The organism is Moritella dasanensis ArB 0140 (assembly GCF_000276805.1).
GTDB lineage: Bacteria > Pseudomonadota > Gammaproteobacteria > Enterobacterales > Moritellaceae > Moritella > Moritella dasanensis.
In genome coordinates this window covers 19,402-39,266 of sequence record NZ_AKXQ01000025.1, presented here as the reverse complement: position 1 = coordinate 39,266, position 19,865 = coordinate 19,402, and the positions used below count along the sequence as shown (strand labels likewise).

Genomic DNA, 19,865 nt, shown 5'->3' with positions numbered 1-19,865 from the left:
AACCGCAGGGCGCGATTCCCATGTTAACTAATTATAAAAATTAGCGTTTATCTACTATTAGTTTTAAGGTATCTATTACTCGTTTGTAAGATACGCAAACTAGTTTTTTAAGATACGCGGAATAGTTTCTTCATCACGTAATGTCAGAATTTCACAGCCATCTTTGGTGACCACAAGCGTGTGTTCCCATTGTGCTGAATTCTTATTATCTTTTGTTAGTACTGTCCAATGATCATCGGCAACTTCATTGTGTTTTTTACCTGCGTTGATCATCGGTTCAATCGTGAAGCACATGCCTTCTTTAAGCACGAGATTCTGATTGCTCTCGTTGAAGCGAGATTTGTAATGCAATACTTGTGGTTCTTCGTGGAATTTCTCACCAATACCATGACCGCAGTATTCTTCTACGATTGAGTATTTACGTGTTGGATTGGCTTTATTGTGCGACTTGATCTTTTTCTCGATAATCTCGCCAATGCGGCTTAAGCGTGCACCTGGTTTTACTTGACGCAAACCTTCATAGAGTGCTTCTTGTGAGATGCGACATAATTGCTTATCACGTGGAGAAACTTCACCGATGAAAAACATCTTTGATGTATCACCATGTAAACCATCTTTGATCACGGTGATATCCATATTAAGAATATCACCATCTTCTAGTGGACGTTCATCAGGCACACCATGACAAACAACGCTGTTGATAGATGTGCAGATTGATTTTGGAAATGCAGTATCATCATTTTCATCGTAGCTTGGGTAAAACAAAGGCGCAGATAATGCATCGTTTGCTAAAGTGAATTCATGGCAACGATCATTTAACTCCTGAGTGGTCACCCCGGCAACTACAAACGGTTCTATCATTTCTAGTACTTGTGCTGCTAGACGACCAGCAACGCGCATTTTTTCGATTTGCTCTTCAGTTTTAATGATTACGCTCATTTTTCACTCTTCAATATAGATAAATGTTTTGTTTTATGGCTTTTATTGTAACGCTAATGCGAGTGATAAGCATAAATTTTTTTTGCGGATCAATGCTTCTCTGCCACGTCCTGCTCTTTGTAGGTATTAGCAGGCCGGTGAATAATAAATGTGATGCCAAGAATTATGTTGATAACCCGCTAGAATAAGGGATGCGTGCGATGTTATTTGATGGTGTAATGAGCAAAAAATTATGCCACAAAATTTGTGCTATTTATCTGTATATGATATAAAGCGCGCAATGAATTAACAAATTCCAGCTACTGGTTATTTGTTAAACTTCATACACACATATTTTATATAAATCACACACACATCGTCACATTTGTCGGGGTGCTTTTGTTTTGTTTGGTTAGCGCTTGATTTTATTACGCTAACTTAGATTCAAAGGTCGAAAAAATGGGATGTGTGGAGGCCTAACCCCATACAAACTTAAGGAATTAAAATGTCTACAGTATCAATGCGCGATATGCTACAAGCAGGTGTTCACTTCGGTCACCAAACTCGTTACTGGAACCCAAAGATGAAGCAATACATCTTTGGCGCTCGTAGTAAAGTACATATCATCAACTTAGAGCAAACTGTTCCAATGTTCAACGACGCACTTGGTTTTATCAAGAACGTTGCAGACAAAAAAGGTAAAGTTCTTTTTGTTGGTACTAAAAAAGCTGCTGGCGAAACAATCAAAGAAGCTGCACTTTCATGTGACCAGTTCTACGTTGATCACCGCTGGTTAGGTGGTATGTTGACTAACTGGAAAACAGTTCGCCAATCAATCAAGCGTCTAACTACTCTAGAAGCACAATCACAAGACGGTACATTCGAGCAACTTACTAAGAAAGAAGCTCTAATGAACACACGTGAAATGGAAAAACTAGAGAAAAGCCTTGGTGGTATCAAAACTATGGGCGGTTTACCTGACGTTATCTTCGTAATCGATGCTGACCACGAGCACATCGCTATTAAAGAAGCTAACAACCTAGGTATCCCAGTAGTAGCTATTGTTGATACTAACTCAAACCCAGACAACATTGATTTCGTTGTACCTGGTAACGATGATGCGATCCGTGCTATCAAACTTTATGCGGGTGCTGTTGCAGCAACTGTAAATGAAGGCCGTAATCAAGACATCGCTGCACAAGCGGAAAGCGACTTCATCGAAGAAGCTAAATAATAAAGCTTTTCGATTTAATCGATGCTCTTATTAACTAAGTGCACTATTTAGTTAACAGGAGCCATATGGCTCCTGTTTTTTTTTGTATAGAAATTGAGGAAATTACCCATGGCAATTACTGCTGCAATGGTTAAAGAACTGCGCGAACGTACAGCTGCAGGCATGATGGATTGTAAGAAAGCTTTAGTTGAAGCTGAAGGCGATATGGAACTTGCAATCGAGAACATGCGCAAATCAGGCGCTGTTAAAGCGGCTAAAAAAGCGGGTCGTATTGCTGCTGAAGGCGTTGTAAAAACTAAAGTTGCTAACGGCGTTGCTGTTCTAGTTGAAATCAACTCAGAAACTGACTTCGTAGCAAAAGATGCAAGCTTCCTAGCATTTGCTAACCAAGTTGTTGAAGTTGCTCACGCTGGCGAATTCGATTCTGCTGAAGCGCTACTAGCTGCTAAATTCGATGCTGAACTTACAGTTGAAGAAGCACGTGCTAACTTGATCGCTAAAATCGGCGAAAACATCAATGTTCGTCGTTCAGTTGTAGTTAAAGGTGATAACCTAGCTGCATACGTACACGGTGGCACTATCGGTGTTGTTACTGTACTTAAAGGCGGTGACGAAGAACTAGCTAAGAAACTTGCTATGCACGTAGCAGCAGCTAAGCCAGAATTCGTTAAACCTGAAGATGTACCTGCTTCAGTTGTTGAAAAAGAAAAAGCGATCCAAATCGAAATCGCAGTGAATAGTGGCAAACCACAAGAAATCGCTGAGAAAATGGTTATTGGTCGTATGAAGAAATTCACTGGTGAAGTTAGCCTTACAGGTCAAGCTTTCATCATGGAACCTTCAAAAACTGTTGGTCAACTTCTTAAAGAAGAAGGCGCTGACGTTTTAAACTTCATCCGTATCGAAGTTGGTGAAGGCATCGAAAAAGCTGAAGACGATTTCGCAGCTGAAGTTGCAGCTACAGTAGCAGCAGCAAAAAAAGCATAATTTAATTATTGCTGAAGATTTAATATAGACCGCGGCTTAGGCTGCGGTTTTTCCACAATTAGGATAAAGAGATCATGATGACTACCAACCCAAAACCTGCATATCGTCGTATTCTATTAAAACTTAGCGGTGAAGCGCTAATGGGTGACGAAAACTTTGGTATCGATCCCAAAGTACTAGATCGCATGGCGCAAGAGATCAAAGAAATTGTTGAGCTGGGTGTTCAAGTTGGTTTGGTTATTGGTGGCGGTAACTTATTCCGTGGTGCAGGTCTTGCTGAAGCGGGAATGAACCGTGTAGTGGGCGATCACATGGGCATGTTAGCGACTGTGATGAATGGCTTAGCAATGCGTGATGCACTCCACCGTGCTTATGTGAATGCTCGTTTAATGTCTGCAATTGAATTACGTGGCGTATGTGACAGCTATAACTGGGCTGAAGCAATTAGCTTGTTAAAAACTGGCCGAGTAGTGATCTTCTCTGCTGGTACAGGTAACCCATTCTGTACAACTGACTCTGCTGCGTGTTTACGTGGTATCGAAATTGAAGCTGATATTGTATTAAAAGCAACAAAAGTAGATGGTGTATACTCTGAAGATCCAGTGAAAAATCCAAATGCTGAATTTTACGATAACCTTGAGTATCGTGAAGTAGTAGAAAAAGAACTTAAAATTATGGACCTGTCTGCATTTACAATGGCGCGTGACCATAACTTACCTATGCGCGTGTTTAACATGAATAAACCAGGTGCTTTACGCCGTGTTATCATGGGTGAAGCTGAAGGCACATTGATTTCAAATGCAGCAAAGAAATAAAACTGAGTCTCAAATTCAGTAAATAAATACAATAGTTTAAAGTTTAGAGGGATTATAACAAGACCTCTAAATTGAATTGATTTACACTAAGTAAGTAAATTCTTATCGATAAGGCAATGACGATCATTGCCCGACAAATTTAAGGAAGACGTTGTGATCAACGAAATTAAAGATGATGCTCAAGACCGTATGGGCAAAAGTATCGAAGCACTAAAAGGTCAACTATCTAAAGTGCGTACTGGCCGTGCACACCCAAGTATCCTTAACGGTATTTCAGTATCTTACTATGGTGCTAATACACCGCTTAACCAAATCGGTAACATTGGTACTGAAGATTCACGTACATTAAGCATTACTGTATTTGATGCAACAATGGTTAAAGCCGTAGAAAAAGCAATCATGTCGTCTGATTTGGGTCTTAATCCTCAGTCTGCTGGTACTAATATTCGTATTCCATTACCTGCACTTACTGAAGAACGTCGTAAGAGCTTGATTAAAGTTGTGCGAGCTGATGCTGAACAAGGGCGTGTTGCTATCCGTAACATCCGTCGTGATGCTAACGGTGATATCAAAGCACTACTAAAAGAAAAAGAAATCGGTGAAGATGATGATCGCCGTGCACAAGACGAGATCCAAAAAATGACTGATACCTGTATCAAGCAAATTGATACTATATTGTCAGACAAAGAAAAAGATTTAATGGAAGTGTAATTTCGATTACATCTTTTAAAGCGCCGTATTTCGATACGGCGCTTTAGATTTTAATGGATAAAGATAGTAATGGTAAACTCAACTGAACTTGAAGCGTTAGTTAATGACTCAAAACCTAAGCACGTTGCAATCATTATGGATGGCAATGGACGCTGGGCGCAGCAGCGTGGCAAAATACGTGTTAAAGGCCACCATGAAGGTGTTAAGTCTGTTCGTCAAGTGGTGAGTAGTGCATTAACTATCGGCATCGAGTCGTTAACGTTATTTGCGTTTAGTAGTGAAAATTGGCGTCGACCAGAAGCTGAAGTTAGTATGTTAATGAAGTTATTTATGACGGTGTTAACACGAGAAGTAAAAAAACTACATAAAAATCAAATTCGCCTAAAAATCATTGGCGATGTATCTGCATTTAGTCTGGCTATTCAAACCAAGATCTCTGAAGCTGAAGAGTTAACTAAACATAATACTAAGTTAACCCTTAATATTGCTGCGAATTATGGCGGTCAATCGGATATAGCCAATGCCGCTAAGCAGATCGCTATTGCGGTTAAAAACGGTGACATCAGCGCAGATCAAATTGATGACAAAATGCTGGGGCAACATATTGCAATGGCGGAACAGCCTGCTGTCGATTTGATGATCCGTACAGGTGGCGACCACCGCATTAGTAACTTTCTGTTATGGCAATTAGCGTATGCGGAATTGTACTTCACTGACACCTTATGGCCTGATTTTGATCAGACTGCATTTGAAGATGCCATATTTAGCTTTGTAAATAGAGAGCGACGTTTTGGTGGCACTGGTGAACAAGTCCGGGCTATTTTAACCAAACAGCAATAAACAAATATAAATAAGCGTTTAGACCCTGTCTGAGCGTTTCAATAGGAGAACAACTTTTGCTTAAGCAACGTATTACGACCGCATTAATTTTAGCACCATTAGCGCTTGCCGCTATCTTCTTGTTACCCCTGCAATGGTACGCACTGGCAATCGCTGGTGTTTTTATCTTAGCAACAAAAGAGTGGGCGGTATTGGTTGATAAGAATAATAGTAAATTACCTAATGCCTTAATTGTTGGCTACTCACTTATCTTAGGGGCGACATTACTCGTTATTCCACCAGATGTTCGTAATATTTGGCAAGTAAGTAATGGTGAGATTGTATTAGTGCCAATGGTTCGCGGTATTTTAATTGTTGGTGCTGTGTGGTGGTTAACTTGTGCCGCATTAGTGGCTAGCTATCCAAACAGTGCTAAAGCATGGACTCAAAATACCCTGGTTAAAGTGGTTATCGGTTTGCTGACCTTAGTGCCATTTTTCTGGGCTATGTTAGCGTTACGTTCTTTTGATTATGCCCATGACCAACAGTCTGGTGCATGGCTTGTAATGCTAGTGATGTTCTTGGTATGGAGTGCAGATACAGGCGCTTACTTTACCGGTAAAAAATTCGGTAAAAATAAATTAGCACCAAAAGTCAGCCCTGGTAAAACGCGTGAAGGCTTCTTTGGTGGTGTTGTTGTCTCTATGCTTATTGCGTTAATTGCTGCAGTTGTGATGACCGTTTCACCTTCAGGGGAACTTGATAGCAGTAAGCTTGTCATAATCCTGTTCACGTGCTTTGTTACGTCAATTTCATCGACATTAGGTGATCTTAACGAGAGTATGTTCAAACGTGAAGCGGGTGTAAAAGACAGTGGAACGTTATTACCTGGTCACGGCGGCATTTTAGATCGTATTGATAGCTTAACGGCTGCATTACCGGTATTTGCTGTTATTTATTTAGTTTGTTTTTAAGGGAGCGTTATTGTGATTGGATTAACGATACTGGGTGCAACCGGCTCGATTGGTAAAAGCACTCTTGCAGTTATTCGTCAAAATCCTGAGCGCTTTCGGGTACAGGCTTTAACCGCTAATAGCAATGTTACTGAGATGGTTGCACAATGTTTAGAGTTTAAACCTTGTTATGCCGTGATGCTTAATGACGTTGCCGCAGCTAAGTTAGCGCAACAACTAAAATCACATAATTGTTCTACAGAAGTACTGTCTGGGATAGACGCCTTATGCCAAGTTGCTGCTCTCGATGAGAGTGACATGGTCATGGCTGCAATTGTTGGTGCCGCAGGGCTTATGCCAACGTTAGCAGCTGTGCGTGCGGGTAAACGTATTCTGTTGGCAAATAAAGAAGCGCTAGTTATGTCTGGCGCTTTATTTATGCAAGAAGTAAAAGCCAGTGGCGCCCAATTATTACCGATTGATAGCGAACACAATGCTATTTTTCAAGCCATGCCGACAGCTGTGCAAGCTGACTTGGGTTTTTGTGACCTAGTTGCAGAAGGTATCAGCAAGATCTTATTAACCGGTTCTGGTGGTCCATTCCGTTACAGTGATATCGCCGATTTAGCTGCCGTCACGCCAGCACAGGCTTGTGCTCATCCTAATTGGTCAATGGGTCAGAAAATATCAGTTGATTCCGCGACTATGATGAATAAAGGCTTAGAGTATATTGAAGCTAAGTGGTTATTTAATGCTGACGAAGCGCAGATCCAAGTTGTTATCCATCCCCAATCTGTTATCCATTCTATGGTGCAATATACCGACGGTTCAGTATTAGCGCAGATGGGTGAACCAGATATGTGTACGCCAATTGCGCACGCGATGGCCTATCCAAAACGTATTTCTTCAGGTGTTAAACCATTAGATTTTTTCGAAATGGGTGAACTGACTTTCTTGAAACCTGATTATGCCCGTTATCCTTGTTTGAAATTAGCCATTGATGCCTGCTATCAAGGCCAAGCAGCAACCACCACATTAAACGCGGCGAATGAAGTTGCTGTAGATGCTTTTTTAACAGGGAAAATTGCGTTCACGGATATTGCGTCTGTTAATGCGTCGGTCTTAGATAGCATGACAGTTTCTGAACCAGATAATATTGCTGCATTGATTGATATTGATGCAATGGCGCGAATCGACGCCCAACAAACAATAAACAGAGTCGCAAAATGATATCGTCGTTATGGAATCTAGGTGCATTTATTATTGCTCTAGGCATTTTAGTTGCTATACATGAATTTGGTCACTTTTGGGTGGCGCGTCGCTGTGGCGTGAAAGTATTACGTTTTTCGATTGGTTTTGGTAAAACGTTATGGATGCACACGGGTAAAGATGGCACTGAATATGCCGTGGCTATGATCCCATTAGGCGGCTTTGTTAAGATGCTTGATGAGCGCGTTGATGACGTACCAGAAGAATTAAAATCACAATCCTTTAACTGTAAACCGGTATTAGCCAGAATTGCCATTGTCGCCGCAGGGCCTTTAGCTAATTTCGCGTTAGCGATTGTGGCTTTTTGGCTGATGTTTATGATCGGCGTACCGAGTGTAAAACCTGTGATCGGTGAGGTTGCCCCACATTCTGTTATGGCGCAGGCGGGTGTGACGAATAAAGCGATTATTACCGCGATTGATGGACAAGCAGTTCAAGATTGGAATGACGTTAGTCTTAAGTTAATTGAGCACATGGGTGAATCCTCTATGGCGATGCAATTATATCTTGAGGACACTAACTACACGGTATCTCGACAAGTTGATTTACGTGAGTGGAAGTTTAGTCCTGAGCGCGAATCACCAATATCAAGCATGGGTTTAACCCCTTACCGACCAGCAGTGAGTCAAGAATTGGCTGACGTTATTAAAGGCGGTGCGGGCGAAAAAGCGGGCTTGCTCGTGGGAGACAAAATCATTGCCATTGCACAGCAGCCAATTGATAGTTGGATGATGCTGGTAGAAAAAGTACAAAATAGCCCAGATCAAACATTAGCGGTAAGCATTCTGCGTAATGGCCAACAATTAGAATTAATGATGACACCAAAAGGAAAAACTGGTCCTGATGGCTCATTTAAAGGTTATTTAGGCGTTGCGCCTGTGGTTGCTAGTTATCCTGAAGATTATCTTGTTGATATTCAATATGGTATTCTAGATTCAGTACAAAAATCGGTTGAGCGTACTTGGCAGTTAACCGCGCTTACTTTTAAGATGATAGGCCGTTTAGTGACGGGCGATTTATCGCTCAATAACTTAAGTGGACCTATTTCAATTGCCAAAAGTGCTGGCGCCAGTGCTGATTATGGTTTGGTTTATTTCTTAGGTTTTCTTGCCTTGATTAGTGTTAATTTAGGCTTAATGAATTTAATGCCACTGCCAGTACTGGATGGTGGTCATCTAGTGTATTACACATTTGAACTGATTACTGGCCGACCTGTATCTGAGAAGATTCAAGAGTTTGGTTTTAAAATTGGTTCTGTCATTATTATGCTATTAACGGGACTTGCCTTATTTAATGACTTTGCTCGTTTATAAGTCATTGGATTGCGTTTTAGGGATTATTTACTCAGAATGATAATTAATAAATATATAGTTGGCGTACTACTTTCAAGTGCTTGCTTAATTACCAGTGCCACAGCAGCGGCAAAGAACTTCATTGTTGACGATATTCAAGTCGAAGGCTTACAACGTGTCACGCTAGGCGCGGCATTATTGAATATCCCTTTGCGAGAAGGTGATAGCGTCAGCAGCAATGATACCGCGTTAGCGGTGAAAAAACTTTACGAATCAGGGAACTTTGATGATATTGAGTTGTACCGTGATGGTTCGACACTGGTCTTTAAAGTAACTGAATTACCCACTATTAGTAGCATTGAATTTGTTGGTAATGAAGCGATCCCAGAAGAGCAACTACAAGAAAGCTTAAGTTCATCCGGTATTCGTGTTGGCGAGCCTATTGACCGTACTATCATTCGTTCGGTAGAGCAGGGATTACAAGAATTTTATTATGGCGCCGGTCGTTACAGTGCAAAAATAAATACTATTATTACCCCGTTACCACGTAATCGCATTGATATTAAATTTAGTTTTGTTGAAGGTAAATCCGCGGAAATTAAACAGCTAAACATCTTAGGTAACAGTGTTTACTCAACTGCAGAATTAAAGAATATATTTGAGCTGAGTGATCATACGCCGTGGTGGAACTTCATGGCTGATCAGCAGTATCAAAAACAAATGCTTGCCGGTGATTTAGAGAAACTGCGTAGTCATTATGTTGATAAGGGTTATATTCGCTTTAAAACCGAATCAACGCAAGTTTCAATGACACCGGACAAACAAGGCATTTATATCACCCTTAAAGTCGATGAAGGTGAACAATATAAACTCGGTCATGTTGTGTTAACTGGTGACCTGCTAGATAAAGAACAAGAATTACGCGGTTTATTAGCGCTTAATTCGGGTGAGCTATACAGTGGTGCAAGTGTTACTGCAACAGAAGAAAGTCTCAGCCGTTATTTAAGTCGTTTCGGCTACGCTTACCCTAAAGTATCGACCTACCCAGAAATTAATGATGAAGACCATACGGTTAACTTAACTATAGCTGTTGAACCGGGTCCGCGCATTTATGTGCGCCGGATTAACTTTGCTGGTAATGATGTGACTAAAGATGAAGTCTTACGCCGTGAAATGCGTCAGATGGAAGGTACTTGGTTATCGAACCGCTTAATTGACCGTTCTAAAACCCGTCTTAACCAACTTGGTTTCTTTGAAACCGTGAATACCAATACGGTACGTGTACCTGGTGAGATGGATGTGGTCGATGTTAATGTACAAGTGAAAGAACAACCTGCTGGTTCATTTAATGCGGGTATTGGTTATGGTTCAGAATCCGGCTTAAGTTTAAATGCCGGTATTCAACAGGATAACTTCTTCGGTACCGGTAACAAGGCCGGTATCAGTGTTAGTACTAATGACTACTCGAAAAATGCCAGCTTAAATTATACCGACCCGTACTTTACGGTTGATGGCGTGAGCTTTGGTGGTAAGGTTTACTTCACTGATTTTGAAGCGTCAGAAGCCGATATTGTTGATTATAATAACCGTACATATGGTGTCTCGGGTACGTTAGGTTTCCCTGTTAATGAAAATAATACCTTAAGCTTTAGCTTAGGTTATGAGTGGAATAAGATCTCACAAACCACCACTTACGCCCAAACAGAAAAATTTTGGGAAATTTATGATAAAGACTTTGATGCTGATGGTAGCTTCGTGGTGTTCCAAGGTTTTGATGTCTCTGCATCTTGGCGTCGCCGTACTTTAAACCGCGGGGTATTTGCCACATCTGGTTCGGAACAAAAAGCCAACTTTACTATGACTGTACCAGGTTCAGATGTGCAGTATTTTAAAATGAGTTTAGATAATAAGTATTATGTGCCGATCTCAAGCAACCACCGCTGGTCAGTATTGATGCGTGGTCGTGTTGCTTACGGTAATGGTTATGGTAAGACTGATGGTGGCGATGATCACATTTTACCGTTTTATGAAAACTATTATGCAGGTGGTTTCTACTCAGTTCGTGGCTTTAATAGCAATACCATTAGCCCTAAAGGTATACAGACGACTCCTGGCTCAGGTAATGATGGTGGTAATACGGTGTATGTAGGAACAGATTCATCCGTTGGTGGTAATGCGCTAGCAACGGGTAGTGTTGAACTGATTTTTCCTACGCCATTTTTAAGCGAAGAATACGCTAATCTCGTGCGCACTACGGTCTTTGTTGATGCCGGTTCGGTATGGGATACCGAGTTTAATTCCAGTGATTATCCAAGTGGAAGTTGTTCAAAAAATTGTGAATATTTTGGTGACTATTCTGATCCTGCGCGCATACGTGCCTCTTTAGGTGTTAGTTTACAGTGGTTATCACCAATGGGCCCGTTAGTATTCTCGCTAGCAACGCCATTGAAAGAATATGAAGGCGACAAAACAGAAGTATTCACCTTTAATATTGGTAGCACTTTCTAAGCCAAAGCATATTGAATAAATACGTACGTTTCAGTATCAGAACGTACGTCGTAAGTTTAAATCTAATTAGGGATTAACATGAAAAAAATTATTAAAACAACCGTATTAGCATTGGCGCTTAGCGCATCGTTTACAGCAAGTGCAGCGGGTTATGCGGTTGTTGACGCAGGTAAAATATTACAGCAATTACCACAGCGTGAAGCGATAGGTAAACGCTTGAATGAAGAATTCCAAACGCGCGCGATTGAACTCAATAAATTACAAACAGAGTTGGTAGCATTAAACGAAAAACGTCAGCGTGATGCCGCGTTAATGACACCACAAGAGCAAACTAAACTGGTCCGTAAGTTAGAAGAATTAGATGCGCAGCTAAAATTAAAAGGCAAAGCATTTAAAGAAGATCAACAGCGTCGTGGCCAAGAAGAAAATAACAAACTACTGGTATTATTACAAAATGCAATCGAGACTGTATCTAAGCGTGATGGTTATGACCTTGTGATGACTAAGCAAGCCGCACTATTTGTTGATCCTAAATTAGATATTTCTGACAAAATAATTCAAGAATTAAGCAAGTAACGATATTTACAACATCAAATAATACTATTTTACAGCATAAAATATGTAGTAAAATAGTATAAATTTTTTATAGGTAGAAAGGTTTAACATGGCAATGACGTTACAACAAATAGCAACGGCAATTCAAGCTGAGCTACACGGCGATGGCAGGATCGAGATTAGTGCGATTAATTCGATGCAAAATGCACAGCCGGGTAGTATTACTTTTTTAAGTGATAGCAAATATAGCGATCAACTCGCTACTGTTGCAGCCTCTGCTGTCATTGTTAAATCGGATGATCTTGCCGCGTGTAAAACCAATGCATTAGTGATGAAAAATCCATATGTTGGTTTTGCATTAGTCGCACAGTTACTTGATACTACACCCGCACCGGCGACTGATATTGCACCAAGTGCTGTGATTGCAGATGATGTGGTATTAGGTGACAATGTGGCAATCGGTGCAAATGCTGTTATCGAAACAGGTGTGACGTTAGCGGATAATGTGATTATCGGTGCAGGTTGTTTTGTTGGCAAAGATACCAACATTGGTCAGAGCACTAAATTGTGGGCAAATGTTACTATTTACCACAATATTGCCATTGGTAGCGATTGCCTGATCCAAAGTGGTGCTGTCATCGGCGCTGATGGCTTTGGTTATGCAAATGATGGCGGAAAATGGATCAAGATCCCACAACTTGGTCGTGTGATTATTGGCGACCGTGTTGAGATCGGCGCATGCACAACGATTGATCGTGGTGCGTTAGATAATACAATTATTAGCGACGGCGTGATTTTAGATAATCAGTGTCAAGTTGGCCATAATGTAGAAATTGGTGAAAACACCGCTATCTCTGGCGGTACTCTGTTAGCAGGAAGCTTAAAACTAGGTAAACAATGCATGATTGGTGGTGGTAGTGTTATCAATGGTCATATGGAAATAACCGATAACGTTAATATCACAGGTATGTCGATGGTAATGCGCCCAATTGATAAAGCGGGTTTGTATTCATCTGGTATTCCGGCACAAACTAATCGTGAATGGCGTCGTCAAACGGCCCGTGTAATGAAAATTGATGATATGCATAAACGCTTATCTAAACTAGAAAAATTAAGCTAAACCTAAGCGCCATAACGCTTTCGTTGCGACAGGAATTAAAATTTTGAGCGAACAAAAAAATACCATTGAAATACAAGAAATCATGAGTCTTTTACCACACCGCTACCCGTTTTTACTGGTTGATCGTGTATTGGATTATGTACCGGGAAAATCGATCCATGCAATTAAAAATGTATCGGTTAATGAGCCGCAATTTACGGGTCATTTTCCAACTAATCCTATTTTCCCTGGTGTATTGATTTTAGAAGCGTTAGCGCAAGCATCTGGTTTGTTAGGGTATAAGACAGATGGCGGCCCTGGTGATAATGAACTGTATTATTTTGCCGGTATTGATAAGGCGCGTTTTCGTAAACCTGTAGTGCCTGGCGATGTAATGCATCTACACATTGAATTAATTAAAGAACGCCGTGGTATTGGCTTTTTTACTGCGATTGCAAAAGTTGATGGTAAAGTAGTTTGTGATGCTGAAATCATGTGCGCAAGACGAGAGGCTTAATCGTGATCCATGAAACTGCTATTGTGCATGAAAGCGCAACAATTGGTAATAATGTAAAAATTGGTCCTTGGACTATCGTTGGTGAGAATGTTGAGATTGGCGATGACTGTGTCATTGCTTCTCATGTTGTTATCAATGGCCCGTGTAAAATTGGTAAAGGTAATCGCTTTTTCCAATTTGGCTCAATTGGTGAAGAATGCCAAGATCTAAAATACGCAGGTGAAAACACGCGTCTTGAGATTGGTGATAATAACGTTTTCCGTGAAGGCGTGACTATCCACCGTGGTACAGTTCAAGACCAAGGTTTAACCAAAATTGGTAGCAATAGCTTATTCATGGTAAATGCCCACGTTGCACACGATGTTATCATCGGTGACAACTGTATTTTTGCTAATAACGCCACTTTAGCGGGCCATGTACATATTGGTGATCACGTGATCTTTGGTGGTCATGCGGCAATCCACCAATTTGGTAAAGTGGGTTCTCATGCCTTCGTTGCCGGTGGTTCGGTTATTATTAAAGATATTCCGCCTTATGTGATGGCATCGGGTCACCATGCTAAGCCCTTTGGTATCAACTCTGAAGGCCTTAGACGCCGTGGGTTTGATGCTGAGGCTATTAAGGCCGTTAAGCGTGCTTACCGTATCGTGTTCCGCCAAGGTAATACCGTAGCGGAAGCATTAGCTGCATTAGAAGAAAGTGCAAATGAACAACCAAGTGTTGCTTTGTTTACAGAATTTTTAAAAACCAATGAACGTGGTATTATTCGTTAATCGTATTCTTTATAGATAGCTTACAATGACAACGAAACCATTACGTATTGGTATTATCGCCGGGGAAGTCTCCGGCGATATTTTAGCTGCCGCCCTGATCAAAGAAATTAAATCCCGTCACCCTGATGCCATTTTCGAAGGTATTGCTGGACCTCGCATGCAAGCGCTTGGTTTTAATACGTTGTTCGAAATGGAAGAGCTATCTGTATTTGGTCTAGTGGAAGTACTGGGTCGATTACCAAGACTGTTTAAAGTTAAACGAGAAGTCTTAGCCCATTTTAAACAAAACCCGCCTGATATCTTCATTGGTGTTGATGCGCCAGATTTTAATATTCCCATTGAATTAAAGCTCAAAGCGAGCGGTATAAAAACCGTACACTATGTTAGCCCTTCAGTTTGGGCATGGCGTCAAAAGCGTGTTTTCAAAATTAAAAAAGCTGTAGATATGGTCTTAGCCTTTCTACCGTTTGAAAAAGCCTTCTATGATGAATATGATGTGCCTTGTCGCTTTATTGGCCATACCATGGCTGATTCGATCCCCTTAGCGGGCGCCGATAAGCAAGCTGCTATTCGCGAATTAAAACTGGACCTTAAGCAGCGTTATGTTGCTATTCTTCCAGGGAGTCGGGCTGGTGAAGTTGGACTACTGTCGGCCAGTTTTTTAGAAACAGCTATTTTATTAAAACAACGTTTTAATGATTTACAGTTTGTTGTGCCTATGGTCAATGAAGAACGTAAAGCACAGTTTCTCGCCATTAAGCAAGACGTTGCCCCTGAGCTTGATGTGATCATCTTAGATGGCCATGCGCGTGAAGCGATGGCGGTTGCTGATGCTGTATTGTTAGCGTCTGGTACCGCTGCACTGGAAACCATGTTGATGAAACGTGCTATGGTGGTAGGTTATCGCGTTAAACCGTTAACCTATAAGATCATGCTACGCTTGATGAAAGCGCCATTTGTATCATTACCTAACTTATTAGCGAAAAAAGAAATTGTCGCAGAGCGGTTACAAGATGATTGCCAACCAGATATTTTGGCTGAAGAAATGGCTAAGCTGTTAACGACAGACAACGCGGAGTTGCTCGAACATTTTACTGAGCTGCATAAGCAAATTCGTTGTAATGCCGACAAACAAGCTGCAGATGCAGTACTTGAATTAATTAATGACAATAATATCCCAGCAATATCGCAAAAATAGAGCAGGTAACTAAAAATGTATGATGAAATAATTTACCCAGAAGGGAAACTTGTTGCTGGTGTTGACGAAGTAGGACGTGGTCCATTAGTGGGCGATGTTGTTACCGCCGCAGTGATATTAGATCCAAACAACCCCATTATTGGATTAACGGACTCAAAAAAATTGAGTGAGAAAAAACGCCAGCTGTTGTTCCCGGAAATTAAAGAGAAAGCATTAGCCTGGAGCATTGGTCGTTGTAGCCCAGAAGAGATTGATGAGCTGAATATCTTACAAGCGACTATGCTGGCTATGCAGCGCGCTGTTGCTGGACTGCCAATACAACCTGAGCATGTGTTTATTGATGGTAATCGTTGCCCGGCATTACCTATGTCCGCCGAAGCGATTGTTAAAGGTGATTTACGCGTAGCCGAGATAAGTGCTGCGTCGATCTTAGCAAAAGTAGTGCGCGATGCTGAGATGGAAGAACTCGATAAACGTTTTCCTGAGTATGGTTTTGCTCAACACAAAGGTTATCCAACCAAGGCGCATATGGAAAAGTTAGCTGAACTTGGGCCGACAGAAGAATATCGTAAAAGTTTTAAACCTGTGCAACGGGCCTTGGGTCTATTAAAATAAGCTGAGGTGGCCGCGTGCCACTTTAACGTTATTGTTTCCCGTTTTATTTTATCTACTCTCAATTAGCAGAAAGTTTTATTTATGGCAGAACCTCGTTTTATTCACCTGCATTTACACTCTGAGTTTTCGATGGTGGACAGCCTCGTACGTATTAAACGTCTAGCGCCCCGTTTACAAGAACTCAATATGCCGGCGGTAGCATTAACCGATCAGACTAATATGTGTGCATTGGTTAAGTTTTATGGTGCGATGCAAGGCGCTGGGGTTAAACCCATCATTGGTGCTGATTTTTGGGTGCAAAGTGAAGAATACCCTGAAGAGCAATTTAAGCTCACCGCGTTAGCCAAAGATAATAAAGGTTATAACAATATAACGGTATTGATCTCTAAAGCGTATAGCCGTGGTCATGTTGATGGCCGTGCCATTATTGATAAAGCTTGGTTAGCAGAGCATGCTCAAGGCGTTATTTTATTATCAGGTGGTCGTAACGGTGACATTGGTAAAGCCTTATTAAAAGGTAATAATGAAGTTGCACAACAGTGTTTACAATTTTACCAAAGCCATTTTCCTGATAGCTATTATCTTGAACTTATCCGTACTGGACGTCAGGACGAAGAAACTTACTTACACATGGCCGTTGAGTTTGCTAATCAGCATCAATTGCCTGTCGTTGCCACTAATGACGTCGTATTCTTGAATGAAGATGAATTTGATGCCCATGAGGTCCGAGTATCGATCCATGATGGTTATACGTTAGAAGATAAACGTCGTCCTAGGCTGTACAGCAAGCAACAGTACTTACGCAGCGAAGAAGAGATGTGTGCGCTATTTGCCGATATCCCGGAAGCGTTAGCTAACTCGGTTGAAATTGCCAAGCGTTGTAATGCGACCGTTCGTTTAGGTGAATATTTCTTACCTAACTTCCCAACGGGTGATCTTTCTACCGAAGATTTTTTAGTTAAGGTATCTGAAGATGGGTTAGTAGAGCGATTAGATTTTCTCTTTCCCGATCCAGCTGAGCGTGAACGTCAGCGTCCGGCTTATGAAGAACGTCTAGATATCGAACTGAAAGTAATTAACAACATGGGATTCCCTGGTTACTTCTTGATCGTAATGGAGTTCATCCAGTGGAGTAAGGACAACAATATTCCAGTTGGTCCTGGTCGCGGGTCCGGCGCTGGTTCATTAGTAGCTTACGCGCTTAAAATTACTGATCTTGATCCGATTGAATATGAATTATTGTTCGAGCGTTTCTTGAATCCAGAACGTGTCTCTATGCCCGATTTCGATGTCGATTTCTGCATGGACCGTCGTGATGAAGTAATCGATCATGTTGCTGAATTGTATGGTCGTGATGCGGTAAGTCAGATCATTACTTTTGGTACCATGGCAGCAAAAGCGGTAATTCGCGATGTCGGACGTGTGCTTGGTCATCCGTTTGGTTTTGTTGATCGAATTTCTAAGCTTATTCCGGCCGATCCGGGGATGAACTTAACCAAAGCATGGGAAATTGAACCACGCTTGGATGAGTTGTACCAAGGCGATGAAGAAGTACGTGCGTTGGTTGATATGGCACGTATTCTCGAAGGTGTTATACGTAACGCCGGTAAACATGCCGGCGGTGTGGTAATTTCACCTACCTTGATCACCGATTTTTCACCACTATATTGTGATGATGTCGGTAGTAACCCGGTCACCCAGTTTGATAAAAATGACGTGGAAGAAGCCGGGCTGGTTAAATTCGATTTCTTGGGTCTACGAACCTTAACCATTATTCAGTGGGCGCTGGATATGGCGAACCCACATCTCGTTAAGAAAGGTAAAAAAGAAATTCGCATTGAGTCAATTGATATTACCGATCAAAGATGTTTTGACTTGTTGCAGCGTTCAGAAACTACCGCGGTATTCCAGCTTGAATCTCGTGGTATGAAAGATCTGATCCGCCGTTTAAAACCGGATAGTTTTGAAGACATGATTGCCCTAGTGGCCTTGTTCCGTCCTGGTCCACTGCAATCAGGCATGGTAGATAACTTTATTGACCGTAAGCATGGTCGTGAAGAAGTATCTTACCCTGATGCTCAGTATCAACATGAATCGTTGAAAGAAATCCTCGATCCGACTTACGGCATTATCTTGTATCAAGAACAAGTTATGCAGATTGCCCAAGTCTTATCTGGTTATACCCTAGGTGGCGCCGACATGTTGCGTCGTGCTATGGGTAAGAAAAAACTAGAAGAGATGGAAAAACAGCGTGGTACTTTCAAAGAAGGTGCGATAAATAACGGTGTCGACGGTGATCTGTCGATGAAGATCTTCGATCTGGTAGAAAAGTTCGCTGGTTACGGTTTCAATAAATCGCATTCGGCTGCTTATGCGCTAGTATCGTATCAAACGTTGTGGATGAAGACCCATTACCCGTCTTATTTCATCGCGGCTGTAATGTCTGCGGATATGGATAATACCGAGAAAGTCGTGACGCTGGTCGATGAAGTTGAACGCATGGGGCTGACGATTTTACCGCCTGACGTGAACAAAGGTTTATTTAAGTTTAACGTCGATGAAGACCAAACCATTATTTATGGTATTGGGGCTATTAAAGGCGTGGGTGAAGGCCCGATTGACGCCATTATTGCTGCGCGTGAAAGTGGTGGCGAGTTCACTGACTTATTTGATTTTTGTAATCGTGTTGATTTGAAAAAGATCAATAAACGTATAATGGAAAAACTAATTTACGCTGGAGCATTAGATAAATTAGGTCCTCATCGCGCTGCGTTACATGCTACCTTACCGGAAGCAATGAAAGCGGCAGCGCAGCATGCAATGGCTGAATCATATGGTCAAAGCGATCTGTTTGGTATTTTAACCACCGAACCTGAAGAAATAGAAAGTAAGTTTGCCGATGTACCGGAATGGCCTGATAAAATTTGGCTGGAAGGGGAACGCGAAACGCTGGGTCTTTATCTTACTGGTCATCCAATTAATCAGTATATTAAAGAAGTTAAGCGTTATTCGAGCAATCGTTTGAAAGATGTTAAACCGACCGAACGTGGTAAAGTTGTGACGGCGGTTGGTTTGGTTATTTCTGCACAAGTGAAAGTGACCAAAAAAGGTACCCGTATGGGGATCTTAGAAATTGATGATAAGAGTGGCCGCTTAAGTGTGATGTTCTTCTCAGAAGCGTTTGAACGTTATGAGGAATATATCGCTAAAGATCGCATTTTAGTGATTACCGGAGAGGTCAGCTTTGACGATTTCAACGGCGGGTATAAGATGACCGCTAGAGAAGTGATGGATATCGAAGCTGCGCGTGAACGTTATGCGCGAGGCCTCACATTGCAGTTAAATGCAGACAAAATAAATGATGCGTTTATGGGTAAGTTTATGGAAACACTTGAACCTTATCGTGCAGGTACTTGTCCCATAAACATAGTTTATCAACGCGCCGATGCCAAGGCTAAATTGACCTTAGGTGTCGAATGGCGAGTATCACCCACCGACGAGCTCCTCTATGGATTAGAGCTGATGTTAGGGTCGGGAAATGTTGATCTTGAATTTGATTAGTACTGACGTCAAAAACTGTCGTCATTAGCTATTAGCAATAA

17 protein-coding genes are annotated in these 19,865 nt (G+C 41.5%); 16 read left to right on the top strand and 1 reads right to left on the bottom strand.

Features of this window, described 5'->3' with window-relative positions; all coding sequences use genetic code 11:
• Positions 1 to 99 precede the first annotated feature (99 nt).
• The gene (map, locus tag A923_RS0117765; protein WP_017223043.1) at positions 100 to 939 is read right to left on the bottom strand and encodes a type I methionyl aminopeptidase; all 840 of its coding nucleotides are present in this window, start codon (positions 937 to 939) and stop codon (positions 100 to 102) included.
• Between the two features lie 484 nt (positions 940 to 1,423).
• On the opposite strand from map, the gene rpsB reads away from it, so the two are divergent.
• From rpsB to dnaE, 16 genes are all read left to right on the top strand, one after another.
• Entirely contained in the window at positions 1,424 to 2,152 is a 729-nt protein-coding gene (gene rpsB, locus A923_RS0117760; protein ID WP_017223042.1) for a 30S ribosomal protein S2, read from the top strand.
• 108 nt (positions 2,153 to 2,260) lie between these two features.
• Entirely contained in the window at positions 2,261 to 3,139 is an 879-nt protein-coding gene (tsf, locus tag A923_RS0117755; RefSeq protein WP_017223041.1) for a translation elongation factor Ts, read from the top strand.
• Positions 3,140 to 3,216: 77 nt separating this feature from the next.
• Positions 3,217 to 3,954, top strand: a complete 738-nt coding sequence (pyrH, locus tag A923_RS0117750; protein WP_026006326.1) for a UMP kinase — start codon at positions 3,217 to 3,219, stop codon at positions 3,952 to 3,954.
• 153 nt (positions 3,955 to 4,107) lie between these two features.
• Positions 4,108 to 4,665, top strand: a complete 558-nt coding sequence (frr, locus tag A923_RS0117745; protein ID WP_017223039.1) for a ribosome recycling factor — start codon at positions 4,108 to 4,110, stop codon at positions 4,663 to 4,665.
• 69 nt (positions 4,666 to 4,734) lie between these two features.
• Positions 4,735 to 5,505 carry a polyprenyl diphosphate synthase gene (uppS, locus tag A923_RS0117740; protein WP_017223038.1) on the top strand — a complete coding sequence of 257 codons (771 nt, stop codon included), beginning with the start codon at positions 4,735 to 4,737 and terminating at the stop codon, positions 5,503 to 5,505.
• Between the two features lie 56 nt (positions 5,506 to 5,561).
• Entirely contained in the window at positions 5,562 to 6,458 is an 897-nt protein-coding gene (locus tag A923_RS0117735) for a CDP-archaeol synthase (protein WP_017223037.1), read from the top strand.
• 12 nt (positions 6,459 to 6,470) lie between these two features.
• A complete protein-coding gene (gene ispC / locus A923_RS0117730) occupies positions 6,471 to 7,667 on the top strand; it encodes a 1-deoxy-D-xylulose-5-phosphate reductoisomerase (protein ID WP_017223036.1) in 1,197 nt (398 codons plus the stop codon).
• Positions 7,664 to 9,019 carry a sigma E protease regulator RseP gene (gene rseP, locus A923_RS0117725; RefSeq protein ID WP_017223035.1) on the top strand — a complete coding sequence of 452 codons (1,356 nt, stop codon included), beginning with the start codon at positions 7,664 to 7,666 and terminating at the stop codon, positions 9,017 to 9,019. Before ispC ends, rseP begins: the two co-directional genes overlap by 4 nt.
• A gap of 36 nt (positions 9,020 to 9,055) precedes the next feature.
• On the top strand, positions 9,056 to 11,506 hold the full coding sequence (bamA, locus tag A923_RS0117720) for an outer membrane protein assembly factor BamA (RefSeq protein ID WP_017223034.1): 2,451 nt from the start codon (positions 9,056 to 9,058) through the stop codon (positions 11,504 to 11,506).
• A gap of 78 nt (positions 11,507 to 11,584) precedes the next feature.
• Positions 11,585 to 12,082: an OmpH/Skp family outer membrane protein gene (locus A923_RS0117715; RefSeq protein ID WP_017223033.1), complete on the top strand. Its 498-nt coding sequence runs from the start codon at positions 11,585 to 11,587 to the stop codon at positions 12,080 to 12,082.
• Between the two features lie 88 nt (positions 12,083 to 12,170).
• A complete protein-coding gene (lpxD, locus tag A923_RS0117710) occupies positions 12,171 to 13,181 on the top strand; it encodes a UDP-3-O-(3-hydroxymyristoyl)glucosamine N-acyltransferase (protein WP_017223032.1) in 1,011 nt (336 codons plus the stop codon).
• Positions 13,182 to 13,224: 43 nt separating this feature from the next.
• Entirely contained in the window at positions 13,225 to 13,677 is a 453-nt protein-coding gene (gene fabZ, locus A923_RS0117705) for a 3-hydroxyacyl-ACP dehydratase FabZ (protein WP_017223031.1), read from the top strand.
• A gap of 2 nt (positions 13,678 to 13,679) precedes the next feature.
• A complete protein-coding gene (lpxA, locus tag A923_RS0117700; protein ID WP_017223030.1) occupies positions 13,680 to 14,450 on the top strand; it encodes an acyl-ACP--UDP-N-acetylglucosamine O-acyltransferase in 771 nt (256 codons plus the stop codon).
• Between the two features lie 25 nt (positions 14,451 to 14,475).
• On the top strand, positions 14,476 to 15,648 hold the full coding sequence (gene lpxB, locus A923_RS0117695) for a lipid-A-disaccharide synthase (protein ID WP_017223029.1): 1,173 nt from the start codon (positions 14,476 to 14,478) through the stop codon (positions 15,646 to 15,648).
• Positions 15,649 to 15,663: 15 nt separating this feature from the next.
• On the top strand, positions 15,664 to 16,263 hold the full coding sequence (rnhB, locus tag A923_RS0117690) for a ribonuclease HII (protein ID WP_017223028.1): 600 nt from the start codon (positions 15,664 to 15,666) through the stop codon (positions 16,261 to 16,263).
• A gap of 81 nt (positions 16,264 to 16,344) precedes the next feature.
• Entirely contained in the window at positions 16,345 to 19,824 is a 3,480-nt protein-coding gene (dnaE, locus tag A923_RS0117685) for a DNA polymerase III subunit alpha (protein ID WP_017223027.1), read from the top strand.
• Positions 19,825 to 19,865: the final 41 nt, after the last annotated feature.